Origin of the sequence: Pseudoalteromonas luteoviolacea H33-S (genome assembly GCF_001625695.1) — a bacterium.
Classification (GTDB): Bacteria; Pseudomonadota; Gammaproteobacteria; order Enterobacterales; family Alteromonadaceae; genus Pseudoalteromonas; species Pseudoalteromonas luteoviolacea_B.
In genome coordinates this window covers 77939-93885 of the sequence record NZ_AUXY01000081.1, presented here as the reverse complement: position 1 = coordinate 93885, position 15947 = coordinate 77939, and the positions used below count along the sequence as shown (strand labels likewise).

Genomic DNA, 15947 nt, shown 5'->3' with positions numbered 1-15947 from the left:
AAAGGACAATTTAAATCTATGCGCATTTTAATCACAGAAGATAATCAACAACTTGCAGAGTTTATTCAACAAGCAATATTACAAGATGGCCATGCGGCAGATATCGCAAACAGTGCAGGTGAGATGAATAGTCTGATTGACAACTGGCAGTATGATGCGCTGGTTCTTGATCTTGGGCTACCAGACACAGATGGTATTGACGTGATCAGACAGCTTAGGGGCGCCGATAATCCAATTCCCATTCTTATTTTAACTGCCCGAGGAGGCGTCGAAGACAGAATTAAAGGGCTGGATTTAGGAGCAGACGATTATCTCAATAAGCCCTTTGCAATTGATGAATTAAAAGCCAGACTACGTGCCATCTTAAGAAGGCCAGTAGAGTATTCAGGTAACCTATTAACCAGAGGCAACGTGTCTTTAGATAGTAAGGCAAGGCGCGTTATGGTCGACGATAAAAATATCAATATGGGTAAAACTGAAGTCGCAATTTTAGAATATATGATAAGGCACGCTAGTTTAACCGTCAGCAAAGATGCAATTTATGACGCAATATACGCACTAGGCTTTGAAGTCACAGACAATGCCATTCAAGTGGCTATGCACCGCATTAGAAAAAAACTTGAACAAGCAGGGTCAAGTACAGACATAAAAACAATCCGAGGAATAGGATATATTTTGTCATGAACCAGTCAGGCATTACCAAAAAGGACTCACTAGCACGCAAACTCTTTATACTATTTAGTGTGATGGGCGGTGCCGTATTTGCGCTCATCGGCGCAATTTTATTTTTGTTTTCAATTAACTTTGCCAACATTGCGGTAGAAAAAAGTATGCATGGCATGGCAGAAGATATTCCCGAAAGCCTATATTTTGATGAGCAGGGCACGTTAATATATTCATCCACAAACATGGCAAAAAAATGGGGCTATGACGCACTGTTTAACAACCTTGCATTTAAGGTTATCGACCGTGCAACGAATAGTGTGATCCTGACTTCTAACGAGCACTTGGAAACATCTGCTGCCCTACTGGCTCTTCCGTTAGATTTACCTGAAGGTTACTCATTTTTAAATGGTATTGACAGATACAGATTTTCGGTGACTTTACAGGGAAAAGACTTATATGTCGACTTAGCGAGAGACGACCTAATTGGCGAACTTGCCAATGAAGCTGTATTGCCTATGCTAGGCCAAGTGCTCACACTGACAATGATTGCCGCTTTTTTAATATTTATATGTGTTGGCTATGTCTCTATTAAGGCGGTCGTCAAGCCCGTTAACAATGTAGCTGAGCAACTAGATGGCATAGAACCCTCTCAACTTGATAGACGACTTGATAAAAAAGGTGTCCCAAGCGAAATGCTACCGCTTGTGAATGCACTTAACGACACCATGGAGCGCGTTGAAAAAGGCTTCAAGGAGCAAAAACGATTTGTGGCAAACGCAGCACATGAATTAAAGACTCCGCTTGCTGTACTTCGCACACGCCTAGAATTAGCAAATGTACCAGAAAAAATTGGCTGTGAGCTAATGGGTGATATTTCATATATGACGCGTGTCGTTGAACAGCTACTAGATTTATCACGAGCACAAAATCAAAATAGCTATTTGCATAAACCAGTGAATATATCTGATGTCGCAAAAGATGTTTGTATGTTGCTGGGCCCATTAACACTCACATATAAAAAAGAATTGGCGCTCGAAGAAGTTGATAAAAATGCGACTGTCATTGGCGACCAAGCAGCCCTGATCATTATGCTCAAAAACCTGTTAGAAAATGCGCTTAAGCATGCAGACGAAGGCGCAAATATTATTGTTGAAGTTGCGAATGACAGGATTTCTGTGAAAGATTCAGGACCTGGCATAAAAGAAGAAGACAGAGTTAAGCTGTTTGAACGTTTTTGGAGAAAGGAGCAATCAACTTTAACTGGCAGTGGTTTAGGCTTAGCCATCGTACACGAGGTAACGCTCGCACATAACGCTAAAATTGACGTTGAATGTAACAATGAGCTCGGCGGAGCTACCTTCCATGTATATTTTTATGATAGGGTGGAAAATACACATGTTTCATAGCATTTAAAGGAGTTTAGCTATGCAAATTAGAGCCTTAAAAAATGGGGATCTGCAAAGTATTTCAAAGCTTGTGGCTGATGTATCTAATATGGATATACTGCCGCATTTTTGCAGGCAAGGCCAAGACGAATTCATAAGTCGTGTCATACCAGACCTCGAGGCAACCATGAATCCAGCCCTGTTTAAAAGCATAGTAGCAACAGAGCTGGGTCAAATCATTGGATTTGGCGCTATCCGAGAAAAAAATTACATTACCCACGTTTTTGTATCGAAAAACGCTCAGGGTAAAGGAGTAGGTAAAGCGCTAGTTAGTAATCTCGTAAGCTTTGCTGATGGCAAGCAAGTGTCACTTCGAGCATCCATTAATGCTCGGAGCTTTTACGAGGGACTTGGATTTAGCGCAACTGAGCCAGAAGGGCGATTTAATGGGATCCGCTTTATTCCTATGTCTATGCCGCTGGATAAAGTTAAGTAAAACATGAGTATAAAATTGATTTCGTATTTTTAATTTGCAACGCAATTTGCGTTTATCGTTTGTATAAAACACTTATACCTTATACAAATCAGATGCTTAAAAATGGCCTGCTTTTTGATGTAGTTAACCATCAAAATCAAATGAGTAGGCCAGTGAATGAAACATATTGGAATTTATACAACATCGAGGAATATCGACGAAGTTTCCATGATGCTGAGTGAGGCTAATGCACTCGCAGATATCGGTCATAAAGTCACCATCATCACCCGCGTCAAATATAAAAATATCAGAAACTTACACAAATCGGTTTCAATTGCGTATTTAGGTTCTCCAAGCCTTATTGAGTCCAGTGGTCTGTGCTCAACAATTGGATACTTACGACGATGTTACGAAATTTGGAAGCAATTCAAAGGGCAAAACTTCTTCGACTTGTTAGGTAAAGGTACAAAGCTTACAAACTTGCTGAAGAAAAAAGAGATTGATCATTTACACTGCAGCTTCAACCAAAATGACTACTATATAAGCCTTGCCAGTACAAAATGCGCCGATATTTCACTATCAAGCTTTTGGGATGTCAAAAACCAAAGCAGAATAGGTAAGAAGCAGTTTAAGCTATTTGAGCAGTGCGACCTGCCACTCATGGAGCTTGAATGCCAAAGGTTACCTGAGCATGTTCAACCATTAGTGTTAAATAGAGGGCTAGATATTTCTAAATATAAGCCTTACGAAAGAAATAAACCCAGTCTAAAACTAATTTTCATCGGCAACATCGTTAAGGAGTCAGGGCTTAACGTCATTTTAAACGCACTGGCAAGTCTACCTGCTCGCGTTGAGGTTAACCTCGATATTGTCGGGGATGGGCCGATAAAAAAAGCGCTCGTCAATGAGTTAATTAGAAAAAGACTTAACAGACGCGTACATTTTTTAGGTGCAAAACCTCGCTCTTGGATATTGAAAAACCTGCCAAAGTACAGCGCCATCGTTGCACCTTATTGCTCAGATAACAGCATAGCGCAAGTGAACAACATCACATATATCAAAGAGGCGATGGCCAGCGGGCTACCAGTATTAACGTCAAATATCGCGGCATGCAAAGAAATTACTAGCTCAAATACTGGGATGAAATGCCCGCCAAATAGTATCGATGCAATGTCAAATATGTTGACTGCATTTATGCAACTAAGTGCTTATCACCAACATTTACTCGGTAAAAATGCGAGAAAATATGCAGAGGATAATTTTAACGTAAAGCACCAAACAAGAGCTTTATCGAGGTGGATACAGGCTTTGTAGCCATAAACCGCCATATTCGCAGATTTTGTTCTATACCTATATCTTAAGGTGTCGGCATTTAGGCGGCACTTTCTTGATTAATTATCCATAACAAGGAGTAATGGAGTGTCTGATTCGATATATAGAGCATTAAAAGGGCTGAGCCGCAGAGAGACTATCCTATGCAAGCAGGGAAGTCGATTACCTAAACACCTAGAGTTTAAACTGTATGCCTTTTATTTGTCTCTGATCTTAATTGCCATTGTCGTGGCGTTTGTATGGCAATTAACTCGGCTAGAAACATTCAAAGTGACTTCTTTGATTTTTTTACTTACTGGCTACTTTGGGATAATTGCTCATCCGGCGTTGTTGTTTATCGTCAGAAGCAAAGAAATAAGGCTACATTTCAAGAACCCTTTCAACTTGGTGTATTCCAACGCTCAGGAAACTGAAAAAATAGATAAAAAGTATATAGACTTTTTATCGAAAAAAAGCCCCGAAAAGCTAGAAGTAGTTTTATTAGAAGTCAAAGCACAAAAACATATCTTTGAGCAAAAGACAGCCTTGCTCGTTGGCTCAATAGAACGTATTGGCTTTGCCCCAGGTATATTAGCTCTACTTATATCGCTCGATAAGCTCAGCGAAATAGAACTTGATTGGGTGCTATCAATTGCTTATATCATTCCAATTATCTATTTTTTTGGTGCCTTTAGCCGTCTGCTTGCCTCTAAAGTGTCACGCCATATATCAATACTTGAATTAGCAATTGCAAATCAAAAACCACATAGCTGAATTTAATTTTATAATCAGATACACAACAAAATAGTGTGCTGTCATGACTTATTTCATTGCCATCATTTTAAAACACGTTAAACTCTAGATGTTAACAGTGACATATCATAAATTAGTCAAGGACTTAGAATTAGTGACTGATGTGAAGCGTATTTCATATTGTTTAGTGGTTGGGCTCATTTTTTTAAGTCCCAATACGCTTGCGCAATATACCTTTGCCTTAATTGGTAAAACCAAAAATGACAGTTTTTATCAGCAAGCTTTTGCTGGCTGTAAAGATTTTACGCGTATTCAAAGCGACCTAACATGTGTTTATGACGGCGCTGATGACTACCAAGATGTGCGCACTCAGGTGCTCATTGCCAAAGAGTATATAGATAAAGGTGTAGATGGTCTTTTGATATCAACGACAGACTCTAAACATCTCGTATCCGGCGCATTAAAGTATGCAAAGAAAAAAGGCATACCGGTCATTACTTTTGATTCTGATCTACTTAAGAAAGAACGCGATTATCGTTTAGCGTATGTTGGCACCAACAACTTTGATTTTGGCGTTGCGCTGGGTGAGGCCGCCAAACAATACAAAAAACAAACACCACAGCCAATCTGTATTCAATCTGGGCATTACACAACACCTAACTTAAACAAGAGGATAGAAGGAGTGAGGTTTGCATTGTCGGGAAATGCAAAGAAAAAGCTCGACGGCACATCTGGTTGGATAGAGTACGATAGGTGTCCGCTCTATACGCTCGGTAAAAGAGATGAAGCGCTTAATCAATTACTCACTATTTTAAGTTATGACAACCCACCGTTATTTATCGCTGTCGCTGGATTTGCTCAATTCAATGCGAATTACGTTACGTCGTTAACCCCCAATAAAAAGCGATTATCAAAACAAGAAGTCTCGATTATTTCTGCAGATACAGAAAATGTTCAACTAAGAGCACTTGGGTTTGGATTATCCACTATCAATATAGGTCAGAAACCTTACCAAATGGGCAAAAAAAGCACAGAACTCCTATACGATTATGTTAAATTTAAGACTAAGCCAAAACAAAGTGCCTATTATCTTGATTTTCATTATTGTAATCAAGGTAATGCAACCACATGCACCAGTAACAGATAAAGCATTAGCCCTAATATCTAACCGGGGCTACTTGCAATCTTGCTTTAGTCATAGCCTCCAAAGACACTGCAGTTGGTACCTCACATAACGCATTCAACATACCTAAAGTTTTATTGTTTGCTGCATCATCAGGGCTGATCGACATACTTTCCTGATAATGATATTGCAAGATTTCAGAAAACTGGCTCGAAATTGTCACATCGAAAAACTGATATCCAATCTGACATTTCATCCAATGTAAATACTCTGCTGACGTACAGCTATTAACTAGTGCGCTGGTGGAATTTGGCATATCGATAAATAAACGACTGGCTGTAGTCTGTAAAATTGCACTTCTAATATCTTGTATTAATAACAAAGGCATTAAATCTGTGATTGGATTACAAGGCCCGAAGATAATTAAATCCGCATCCTCTATAACCGCGACAGCATCAAGGGATGTTTTCACATCTTTTGAGAGGAACACTTCTTTTGGCAGGGCCGTAAGGTCATTTATATTTTTTGCGCCAACAACCGTTTCTCCGCCATATGTAATTGCAATCAAATCAGTTGCAAAGTCCGACATTGGAAGTACACTGTTTGACGTATTTAGGGATTGATTGAAAACAGTCATCGCTTCTGTGGGGGTATGACACATTAACGCCAACAATTCCAAGTTTGCTACATGGCCGTGACTTGCCATTTCCTGCTCTTTACACGAGTTCAAAGCGAGACTCATGCTTTGTAAAATTTCCAATTGGGAATAAGAGAGTAGCGCGCATTTGTTATCTATATCAAAACTTGGCTCAGCTGTTGCGCATATTGCACTGAGCCTTTGACACATTGGTTTAAGTGACTTCATTAAATCAAGCATTTCTTGCCCTGCACCTACAAACACCACATTCATATTTTTAGTCCTCGCCTTTACATTTGCTAAGACTTTTTGCAGTTTATAGGCCAACAAGCAACCAATTGATTTTTATAGGCATAACGAAAATTAAGATAGGTAATTTTGCATTTTGAAAATGCAAATCGAAAAAGTTTACTTAATGATAAAGGGGAGATAAATCAAAAAAGAAAGGGGCAAATGCCCCCATCTAACTTTATAAGACCATTGCCGCAATCCAACCAAAGATCAATAGCGGAATATTAAAGTGAATAAAGGTTGGAACAACAGAGTCCCAAATGTGATCGTGTTGACCATCTGTATTTAAACCCGAAGTGGGACCTAATGTAGAGTCTGAGGCAGGAGAACCTGCATCTCCCAAAGCACCAGCAGTGCCGACTAAAGCTACTGTGGCCATAGCTGAGAAACCAACTTCTAAAGAGAGAGGAACAAACAAAGTTGCTATGATTGGCACCGTCGAGAACGAGCTACCAATACCCATAGTGATCAATAAGCCAACAAGTAAAATCACCGCTGCAGCAATTGGCTTGCTGTCACCAATTAAATTGGCACAAGTTTGCACTAAAGATGCAACATCGCCTGTCTCTTTCATCACGGATGCAAAGCCTTGGGCCGAGATCATAATAAAGCCAATCATCGCCATCATTGCGACGCCTTTGGTGAAAATATCAGAGTTTTGTTCCCACTTAATTAAACCAAACAGGGCAAACATCATGACACCAACCAAACCGCCTAAAATCATTGAGCCACTGACATTTTGCGCTAGTAGCGAGCAAATCACGGCGATACCACCAGCAATAAGTACCTTGCGTTGATCTTCTACCACTAAATCAGTTTTTTCAGAGGTCATTTCATTTGACTGATACTCTCTTGGCTTACGATAGCTGATAAACACAGCGACCAATAATCCTATCAACATACCAATTGCTGGAATTATCATTGCATATGGCACAGAAGTATTAATGATTTCAAGCCCATTGTCAGTTAAGTTTTTATGCAAAATTGAATACAGGTAAATGCCACCAAAACCATAAGGTAAAACCATATAAGAGGTTGCAAGACCAAATGTCAAAACGCATGCAATTGCACGCCTATCCATTTTAAGTTTATTAAAAATTACAATCAGAGGAGGGATTAGGATAGGTATGAATGCAATATGCACAGGTACAAGGTTTTGTGATGCAATCGCACAGCCCATAATAACCACAAGGATCAACATACTCAGATAAGAAGCAGAGTCTTTATTTTTACTATTTACCAAACTCAGTAACTTATTAGCTAGAATTAAAGTTAAACCGGATTTGGAGATAGCAACAGCAAATGCGCCTAACATTGCATAGCTTAGCGCAATTTCAGCGCCACCAGACAAACCATCATTAAACGCATTGAGAGTATTTTCTAGCCCTAAGCCAGCAGTTAAACCTGCAACCAAGGCGCTGATTGTCATTGCTACTATTACGTTCACACGCAATAGCGAGAGGCCAAGCATCAAAATGACCCCAATAAGTACTGCATTCATATTATTTTATTTTTGCCTTTTTTATTATTTGTTTGTTTAGTTGAGAAAGCCTTCGAGATTGCTTGGCAGAAAGAGGGCGCATGTGAAAACGCGCAATTTCAAACAAACTATAAAACTCATCCAGTTCTTTAGAGGCGCTTGGCCATTTAACTTTGAGGTTTTCACACAATTGTTTAGGCGTTAATTTATCAGATTTTTCCTCACTCAACACCATCAACTTTTTATATATTCTTACTTCTTTAGGGTCATTGAACCTAGTTCTTAGGTTTAAATAAGCAAACCAAAAGCCAAACACAATTACCAGCAACAAAATAACACTCAGTGCAGGTAAAAACTTATGCTTGTTTCCAAACAACATCTCGAGCAATGACGACTGTTTTTTATCATCAAAGTTTAATACCCAACGCGTCCAGTGAAAATCTAATTGCTCTAACTGCAATCGAAGCCAGTTCACGGCTGCAAAATTAGAAAATGCCTGTAAGCTTAGGCCCAGATTATCATTAAACTCATCCTCAAGGTCCTGTAGGTCTGCCAAAGAACCCAACATCCTTTGCGGTGAAACCCAAGCAGTTGGGTCAAGCCTTTTCCAACCAACCTGGGGGACATAATATTCAACCCAAGCGTGGGCATCATATTGATATACTGCATAATAGTTGCTTTCTTCATTTAACTGTCCACCCAAATAACCGGATACAAGCCTAGTTGGGATCCCAGCTGTACGCATTAAAAAAGCAGCGGACGATGCATAATGTCCGCAAAACCCGACTTTAGAATCAAACAGGAATGCATCGATACTATCTTCAGAGTTAATTCGCGGTGGCGTCAAGCTGTATTCAAAGTTCTGTGTCTTATAAAAAGATTCCATTTTAGCGATAAATGCTTGAGTCGAAGTTGTTTGCTCACCCCACTCCTTTGCTAAAGCGACAGCTTGAGGGTTGATGTCATGAGGTAGAGCCGTGTTTAAGTTAAATTCCCAGCGCGGCATTCTCGCATCATCTAACTTAACTGGAGAAACCTCATATTGCATAGGCTTATTAGTCAAATGTCTTTGATACACTATACCGAAGTAATTAACACGAATACCCTTACTGGCTGGTATGCCTTCATCTAAGGTGTACAACCAACGGGTATTAGAAGGACTTGCAATTACGGTATAGTTGGCCGCAGTTGGTTCATAGGTCTTACTTAAAAAACGGTTTTGTAAGTCTGACATTGCCCACTTACTACCATCAAATCTATCATGAATAATTGCACGCCAATAAAATGGGGGCGCAAATCCATTGGCGTCGGGTAGTAAAGCGCGAAATGCCAACTCAGCAGAACGGGATAGCTCTGAAATCTGAACTGGGTCAACATCTTCTGACAATCCCGTCGAGGCATTTTTTGCACTGGGAAGCTGCCAAAAGGGCGGAAGTTTTGGCACCAGTACAACCATCGCAATGGCCAAAGGTAAGCTAAATACAAACTTTCTAACAGAGCTGTTTATGGAAACTTTTAAGGGCACTCTATGTGTAACACTAAATAATTGCCCTAAATTTAGTAGTAACAGTGCTGCAACTAACAAAAATGAGAGGATATTTTGCGAAAAAAGGTAAAAACACGGATAGGTAAAAAAGTTTAAGATATAAACACTTTGTGCTTGTTTTATGGTACTCACATTGAGCATTTTTAGTGAGCAAGCGCCAAACAGCATAGCAACAAACATTTCGATGGCTTGGTTAAACCCAAGAGACAAAAAGACAACCACAATTACAGTTATCGCGAGTAAATTAATGACAAGCTTTGATGGGTATTTTACAGCGCCTACAGACGTGCTAATTTTAAAAATACAAATCAATAAAATTGAAACACAAAACACATAGCCCAAGCTTTGAACTAATAATAAAGACAAACCACAGTATGCAAATGAAGTAATAAGCGTATTTTGACGAACTAGCTCTTTAACACTCACTTTAACACTCACTTAAGCTTTCCAAACACTGAACTACATGAGCTTCGCTTTTACTCGGCGGTATATACGTATTTGGAAGATGTAGTGCAAATTCATACCCCAATCGATCCGCTTCAAGCACTTGAAAACACAATTGAGAGAGGCGAGATTCCTTAGTACCTTCCATTAAATTGAAATCGAGCACTAAGCTAACACCGTGGCTGTCACCAACATAGTCTTTAACAAGTAACTCTTGGCTTTTAGCAAAATGCCGCCACGAAATCCGATTACGACTCATCCCTTTTTGATACGGTTTTAAGCCAGAGAATTCATCTAAACTATCGGATTTATTCGCCAATAACTCAGTGTCGTCGTCACTCATCTTTACTGATTCATGCAAGCTCAGCTCGCATTTTTGCGGGGCAGGGTAGGTAAAAAAGTTTTTATCAGAAAGTAGATAACTCCACACATTGACCAAACCAAATGGGTAATTGCTATGAATTTTGAATTTACCGCCAGAATATTTCCCCCGCTTTTTTTGATTCAACCGGACAAGATGGGCTGAGCTTGACTCGGCTATGTTCTCCTGCTCAACACCATGACTATCCCAATCTGCACTGAGCACACTCAGCGAATAAACCGGTTTAGAAGAATACACCTTAAACTTACACTCGTTGTGATTACCAAAAAAATTACTTGTTATATCCAGCAACTCAAGCTTTACGTCATGCAAGTTAAAATAACCATAAAATAATGACGAAATTTGCAGCATCAGCATCAAATACGCCACTCCAAGGATCAGGTTATTTTGATAATTAATACCAATAATAAAGTTCAGGAGGGCAAAACCAAGAAAGCACAAACCAAGCAGTGAAGGCATAACATAAATGTTATTATGTGAAAACTTAATGGTATTAGCACTGTGCTTTTTTGCGATAAGTTTGTCTATCCAGCTTTTATAAATAGCCTCACGCATTACACTGCTACCGCGACTCGTTCAAAAATAGAGTTAACAACGGTATTTTGTTCATTACAGGGGATATTAAGTCGGTGTCCTGCCACACAGCCAAAAACGGCTTGTACATCGTCTGGCAGTGCAAAGTCACGACCATTGATCAATGCATGTGCTCGAGCTGATAATCCAAGGGCGATACTTGCTCTAGGTGACAACGGATCGCTAAACTCTCCAGAATCACGGGTAAAGCTCACTAAATCTAAAATATACTGTACAACTGGCTCAGACAGTTTCACTTTCATGACTTCTTCTTGCAGCAATGCCAATTGCTCGTTGCTGATCGCAAGACTTGGATCGGCCACATCTAAATCTCGCTTATTGCCCTGCTGTATCAACGACTTTTCAACTTCAGAGTCAGGATAGCCCAAGCTTATTCGCATGAAAAATCGGTCCAATTGTGATTCTGGTAATGGGTGTGTGCCTGATTGATGCAGCGGGTTTTGAGTCGCTATCACAAAAAATGGCTGTGCCAAGGGGTGAGTATGACCATCTATGGTGACTTGACCTTCTTCCATTGCTTCTAATAATGCACTTTGTGTTTTGGGACTTGCTCGGTTTATTTCATCAGCAAGTAAAATTTGGCTAAAAATAGGCCCTGGATGAAAATCAAACGTATGGGTTTGAGTATTGAAGATACTCGATCCAGTTATATCTGCAGGTAGCAAATCACTGGTAAACTGGACCCGTTGATAACTTAAACCGAGAACGCTTGCTAGGCCGTGGGAGAGTGTTGTTTTACCCATGCCCGGTAAGTCTTCAATTAACAAATGGCCTTTACTCAACAAACAGCATAAGGCCAACTTTAACTGTTCATTTTTCCCTAAAATTAGTTGGGACAAGTTTTCAATTATTTTGCTGGTAATGTGGTTCATGCAATCATTTCTAATCTTTTCATTACAGTATCAACTTTTTTGGCATTGAATGGCTTTGCTATAAACCCTTTAGCGCCAAGTTCCCATGTATTTTGCACATTTTCGAGACTGTTATGTCCTGAGCACATAATCACATGTGTATTTGGGAACTGATCATTCACATACTCAAGTATTTGCGTACCATCTGTATCCGGTAATTCTATATCGAGAAAAAGTACATTGGGAGATTTGGACTCTAGTAAAGGCTTGGCTGACGTAAAGTCCTTTGATTCGTATATTTCTTCGAATCCTAAGTTTTCTAAAATATCGATTAGGTAGCTTCTAACTTCTTCTACATCATCGATAATAAGTATAGGTTCTAAAGGTCTAACAAGTTCCATATTGTAATACTATCTGACTGCGACTGACTTAATACTATGTCATGGCGGCTATGAGCTCAATGCTTTATTTATATCAAATCAAAGTACTGGCGATGTTAGTTTATTTTTGGAAAAGGACGCTTATCGCATCAAATGCGATATAAATACTTTAGACTTGTATTTAGGTGTTTGCAACAAAGAGTAAGCCAACAAAAGTAAACGTAATATGATGAGCTAGCGCTTTATATGCACATTTCTTTTGATGTATTGCTCAAGGTATGCCTTGAGTAAACTATGCTCTTCGTTTGGAAGGTAATCTAGATGCGCTTGCAAAAATGCACTTCCACTATAACTGTTTAACAGGATTTTGTTTACTGTTGCAATAAACTGTTTGCTGGTCGGGGTTTTATTGCACATGAAATGCCCAATAATCACTTTGGGTGAGCCAGCTATGTGGTAGGAGCGAATAGGTAAGTCAACATTATTACTATATCGGTGAAACTCAGCAGGGTAGTTGAGTAAAAAGTCGACCCGGTTTGATATAAACATCCGGTATACCGTTTGATAGTGATCTGCACCACCGCGTAAAATCAAATTGCCTACACTAATAGAAGCCAATTGCTTATCAAGAAAGTCACCATACGAGAAGTTCTCCGCAATAACTATTGCACTCTTGTTATACGCGTCAAACAACGCTGGCAGTGATGTAATTTCGCCCTCTGCGTTTAGCACACTGTCAGCTGCCTTTGACAAGTCATGATGAGAGTAAAGCTTATGTGCCCAATAAAAGTTTACCGGCAAGCTAAAGTAATAATCAGACTTGCGCTGCTCGTTTTTAATCATATTGATGTTACAAGCCGCAACATTAGACTGCTGTAATGATTTAATCGCCCGTTTTCGGCTAGATTTAACATAATGAACGACAATGTCTTCGACTTGTGAGAGCACAAACATATTCGTTGCGCCGGCGATATTAAGAGGCTGCTGATCGCCAGAACTAAAAAGCTCGTAGTCCAATTGATCATCTAAGTAGATATGCACACCATGTGCATTCAAACTATCACTAAAGGTACAAGCAGTTATCAAAAACAAACCAGCCAACCTATCACTGCAACTCACTATTTATGCCTCTATCATCAAGTCACTATTAAATTGTAGCCGAGAATCTCATTTCTCTACACAACATTTAGAAATTTGCCCAACTGCATTAGTAACCACGACTGAACAATAAGGCAATAATCAAGCGCTTTTCTATTGCTTCTCCTTAAAACTAAACGCCTTAAAAGACAGCCACAAAAATGACACATCATTTACATATGTAATGCACTGTAATAGAAAAGCCACACTCATTAGTGTAATTTACGAAACGATTTCAAAGCCAGTGTAAATGCCTTTGAGCGTCGTGTAATTAAACAATAATAAATTTTGGAGTAAATAATGGGTTCACGAAAAGGGATCGTAAATTCAGCAGTCGTTGCCTCTGTGGTAGCTGGCTCTATGGTGATGACGAGCCAAGCAAATGCGTTTGGTTGGGGCAGTATTGGTGACTTCTTTAAAGATCCGATCGGGACCGTTGGTGGTGCGGTTTCACAAGTGGCACAAGTAGTTAGACACGTTACAAGCCCTGTAACCAATATTGCAATTGACACACTGAGACATGGTGCAAATGTTGTTAACAGCGCAACTAACTTGGTTGGTGTAGATTCATCAGCAATTACTGATAAAGCCATATCGCTTGCACAGCAACTGGCCACTTTAGACAACATTGGCACATTTGTAGCAGACCAACAACAAAAACTCACTGCACTTGAGCACTTTGCCACTGTTGCAGTCACCAATGCACACCACCTAGGTCAATTAGAAGCCCTAGTTGATGGCGTTAATGAAAACAACGTTGAAGTAGCAAGAACCATAGTACATAGCCTAATCAAAGATATTGACTACAATACCTTAAAGCAGGTCGTTGATCAGGTTAAGACATATGATGGCGCACAATCTCTAATGTTTATGGTCAATAAAGGTAATCTAGGAGTCGGGGTTGCAGTAGACGTTAACGAGCTTGAACGCATAAAGTATGGCCATCACTCTAACCGTCACGAACCAATCATGAGCTTTTTTGTTCAGGCTGTGAATCCAGGAACACCTAACAACCAATTAAAGTTTTCTGTTGGTTATCATAAGAATGCTCCTTTGCAGGTATCCGGAAACAGCGTTAGCCTATCAAGTACGGTTAAAAAGATGAAAGTCAGCCTGGCATTTGCATCATTGAATAGCAGTGACTTCCTTTCTCTGGTTGATGTACAAGCTTTGCGAAACCAACATAAAATGACCGCGGTTGGAGTCAGTGCAAATCCAATCAGCTTGCAGCCAGGTAGCACATCAAGACAAGTTGCATTTAAAGAATGCCAAAACGGCAGATTACAAGCGAACGGCGTTGATTGTAATCAACAAGACTTGTCTATCAGTGCACTGACAGGTGTCCACGCTTTAGACCAGCACACAGCCCTTGGTGGTGTATCATTTACCTTTAAATCATTTGGCAAAGTAGATGGTATGTACTGTGTACAGACAGTGGAGCCAGCAGATCCGCATACGTGGCACGACAACTACTTCTGCTCATCCCAAGACCTTGGTATGAAATGGTCCTATGCAGGCCCGATTGACGGTATGCGCTGTACGCAAATCATCGAATTGGCAGATCCGCATACATGGCAGGACAATTACCTATGCTTACCTAATGACTCAGACTATCTATTCTCTTGGAACAGCGCTGGTAAAGGAAATATGAAAAATACGGTCAGATGGCTAGAAGCTGCAGATCCACACACTTGGAATGACAATTACCTAGGCATTGAAAAACATGTTGAGATGAAGCTATTCGATAAGTGTTTAGACATTGCAGGCTATCATCCAAGCAATGGCCAAGACATCATGCTATATGACTGTCACAATGGTGCGAACCAAAAATGGTTATTCACCAATGACGGAAAAGTGAGAAGTAAAGTAGACTACAACAAATGCTTAGATTACAGAAACTCCGCGACTAGCAACGGTGAAAAACTGATGATTTGGGACTGTAACACCAGCCCAACACAGCAGTTTGAATACATTAATGGTCAATTAAAAACGGTATTGCAACCATCTCGCTGTGTAGATGCACCAACACCACATAACTTCACAAGAACACACTTGTGGGATTGCCCAGTGTTAACAAGGCACAACAACGTGGTTATTTCTAACTAACATTCATACACTCTGCCAGAAGGTGATGCACTTTCTGGCAGGGGTTTTGATTGAATGGGGGAGATGGGGTTTTAACTTTGCCTTAAATACGTTTAATACCCTTTGAAAAATCACACTTATCATACATTACTACATGCAAACTCAAAGGGAATACCTTAAGGCATACCGGAGATATAAATGGCCTTGGTAATGCTTTGCTTGGACTTTGTTGCCGTTTAAGTGTTATGGCTACCAGAGGTAAAAATCTCTTACCAGTCAAACTACTTATTTTCCATTATGGCTCTCATCGTTAAATCAATGAGCTCATAATCGCGGGGGAGGAATAGCACATTGGGCGTAAAATGCTCTACATACTGGTTTGTTAACGCTTCCAACTTCTACAAATA

At 39.9% G+C, this 15947-nt stretch carries 14 protein-coding genes; 7 read left to right on the top strand and 7 right to left on the bottom strand.

What is annotated here, in order from left to right; translation table 11 throughout:
* Window positions 1-18: 18 nt before the first annotated feature.
* The 6 genes from N477_RS16090 to N477_RS16065 all read left to right on the top strand — a co-directional run bounded on the left by N477_RS16090 (window position 19) and on the right by N477_RS16065 (window position 5737).
* Complete coding sequence (locus tag N477_RS16090) at window positions 19-684, top strand: response regulator transcription factor (protein ID WP_063361712.1); 666 nt, start codon at window positions 19-21, stop codon at window positions 682-684.
* On the top strand, window positions 681-2072 hold the full coding sequence (locus N477_RS16085) for a sensor histidine kinase (protein WP_063361711.1): 1392 nt from the start codon (window positions 681-683) through the stop codon (window positions 2070-2072). Before N477_RS16090 ends, N477_RS16085 begins: the two co-directional genes overlap by 4 nt.
* A 19-nt stretch (window positions 2073-2091) precedes the next feature.
* Window positions 2092-2547, top strand: a complete 456-nt coding sequence (locus N477_RS16080) for a GNAT family N-acetyltransferase (RefSeq protein WP_063361710.1) — start codon at window positions 2092-2094, stop codon at window positions 2545-2547.
* A gap of 156 nt (window positions 2548-2703) precedes the next feature.
* Window positions 2704-3840, top strand: a complete 1137-nt coding sequence (locus N477_RS16075; protein WP_081216441.1) for a glycosyltransferase family 4 protein — start codon at window positions 2704-2706, stop codon at window positions 3838-3840.
* A 105-nt stretch (window positions 3841-3945) separates the two neighbouring features.
* A complete protein-coding gene (locus N477_RS16070; RefSeq protein ID WP_063361708.1) occupies window positions 3946-4611 on the top strand; it encodes a hypothetical protein in 666 nt (221 codons plus the stop codon).
* 97 nt (window positions 4612-4708) lie between these two features.
* Window positions 4709-5737, top strand: a complete 1029-nt coding sequence (locus N477_RS16065; protein WP_231098092.1) for a substrate-binding domain-containing protein — start codon at window positions 4709-4711, stop codon at window positions 5735-5737.
* A 10-nt stretch (window positions 5738-5747) separates the two neighbouring features.
* Here N477_RS16065 and N477_RS16060 read toward each other — a convergent pair whose 3' ends face one another.
* The 7 genes from N477_RS16060 to N477_RS16030 form a co-directional block, all read right to left on the bottom strand.
* Window positions 5748-6623, bottom strand: a complete 876-nt coding sequence (locus N477_RS16060) for a 2-phospho-L-lactate transferase CofD family protein (RefSeq protein ID WP_063361707.1) — start codon at window positions 6621-6623, stop codon at window positions 5748-5750.
* A 196-nt stretch (window positions 6624-6819) separates the two neighbouring features.
* Complete coding sequence (locus N477_RS16055; RefSeq protein ID WP_063361706.1) at window positions 6820-8142, bottom strand: Na+/H+ antiporter family protein; 1323 nt, start codon at window positions 8140-8142, stop codon at window positions 6820-6822.
* A gap of 1 nt (window position 8143) precedes the next feature.
* Window positions 8144-10105: a transglutaminaseTgpA domain-containing protein gene (locus tag N477_RS16050; RefSeq protein ID WP_081216439.1), complete on the bottom strand. Its 1962-nt coding sequence runs from the start codon at window positions 10103-10105 to the stop codon at window positions 8144-8146.
* On the bottom strand, window positions 10095-11048 hold the full coding sequence (locus N477_RS16045) for a DUF58 domain-containing protein (RefSeq protein ID WP_063361705.1): 954 nt from the start codon (window positions 11046-11048) through the stop codon (window positions 10095-10097). The genes N477_RS16050 and N477_RS16045 overlap by 11 nt, the downstream gene beginning before the upstream one ends.
* Window positions 11048-11959 carry an AAA family ATPase gene (locus tag N477_RS16040; protein ID WP_063361704.1) on the bottom strand — a complete coding sequence of 304 codons (912 nt, stop codon included), beginning with the start codon at window positions 11957-11959 and terminating at the stop codon, window positions 11048-11050. Before N477_RS16040 ends, N477_RS16045 begins: the two co-directional genes overlap by 1 nt.
* Window positions 11956-12339: a response regulator gene (locus N477_RS16035; RefSeq protein ID WP_023399139.1), complete on the bottom strand. Its 384-nt coding sequence runs from the start codon at window positions 12337-12339 to the stop codon at window positions 11956-11958. The genes N477_RS16040 and N477_RS16035 overlap by 4 nt, the downstream gene beginning before the upstream one ends.
* A 213-nt stretch (window positions 12340-12552) precedes the next feature.
* On the bottom strand, window positions 12553-13437 hold the full coding sequence (locus tag N477_RS16030) for a hypothetical protein (RefSeq protein WP_063361703.1): 885 nt from the start codon (window positions 13435-13437) through the stop codon (window positions 12553-12555).
* A 318-nt stretch (window positions 13438-13755) separates the two neighbouring features.
* Here N477_RS16030 and N477_RS16025 point away from each other — a divergent pair, with 318 nt between their 5' ends.
* On the top strand, window positions 13756-15561 hold the full coding sequence (locus N477_RS16025) for an RICIN domain-containing protein (protein ID WP_063361702.1): 1806 nt from the start codon (window positions 13756-13758) through the stop codon (window positions 15559-15561).
* Window positions 15562-15947 lie beyond the last annotated feature (386 nt).

Excerpts from the sequence above, each read along its gene's own strand:
- N477_RS16090 (WP_063361712.1), top strand. The coding sequence starts at position 19 with ATGCGCATTTTAATCACAGAAGATAATCAACAACTTGCAGAGTTTATT.
- N477_RS16085 (WP_063361711.1), top strand. The coding sequence starts at position 681 with ATGAACCAGTCAGGCATTACCAAAAAGGACTCACTAGCACGCAAACTC.
- N477_RS16080 (WP_063361710.1), top strand. The coding sequence starts at position 2,092 with ATGCAAATTAGAGCCTTAAAAAATGGGGATCTGCAAAGTATTTCAAAG.
- N477_RS16075 (WP_081216441.1), top strand. The coding sequence starts at position 2,704 with ATGAAACATATTGGAATTTATACAACATCGAGGAATATCGACGAAGTT.
- N477_RS16060 (WP_063361707.1), bottom strand. The coding sequence starts at position 6,623 with ATGAATGTGGTGTTTGTAGGTGCAGGGCAAGAAATGCTTGATTTAATG.
- N477_RS16055 (WP_063361706.1), bottom strand. The coding sequence starts at position 8,142 with ATGAATGCAGTACTTATTGGGGTCATTTTGATGCTTGGCCTCTCGCTA.
- N477_RS16045 (WP_063361705.1), bottom strand. The coding sequence starts at position 11,048 with ATGCGTGAGGCTATTTATAAAAGCTGGATAGACAAACTTATCGCAAAA.
- N477_RS16040 (WP_063361704.1), bottom strand. The coding sequence starts at position 11,959 with ATGAACCACATTACCAGCAAAATAATTGAAAACTTGTCCCAACTAATT.
- N477_RS16035 (WP_023399139.1), bottom strand. The coding sequence starts at position 12,339 with ATGGAACTTGTTAGACCTTTAGAACCTATACTTATTATCGATGATGTA.
- N477_RS16025 (WP_063361702.1), top strand. The coding sequence starts at position 13,756 with ATGGGTTCACGAAAAGGGATCGTAAATTCAGCAGTCGTTGCCTCTGTG.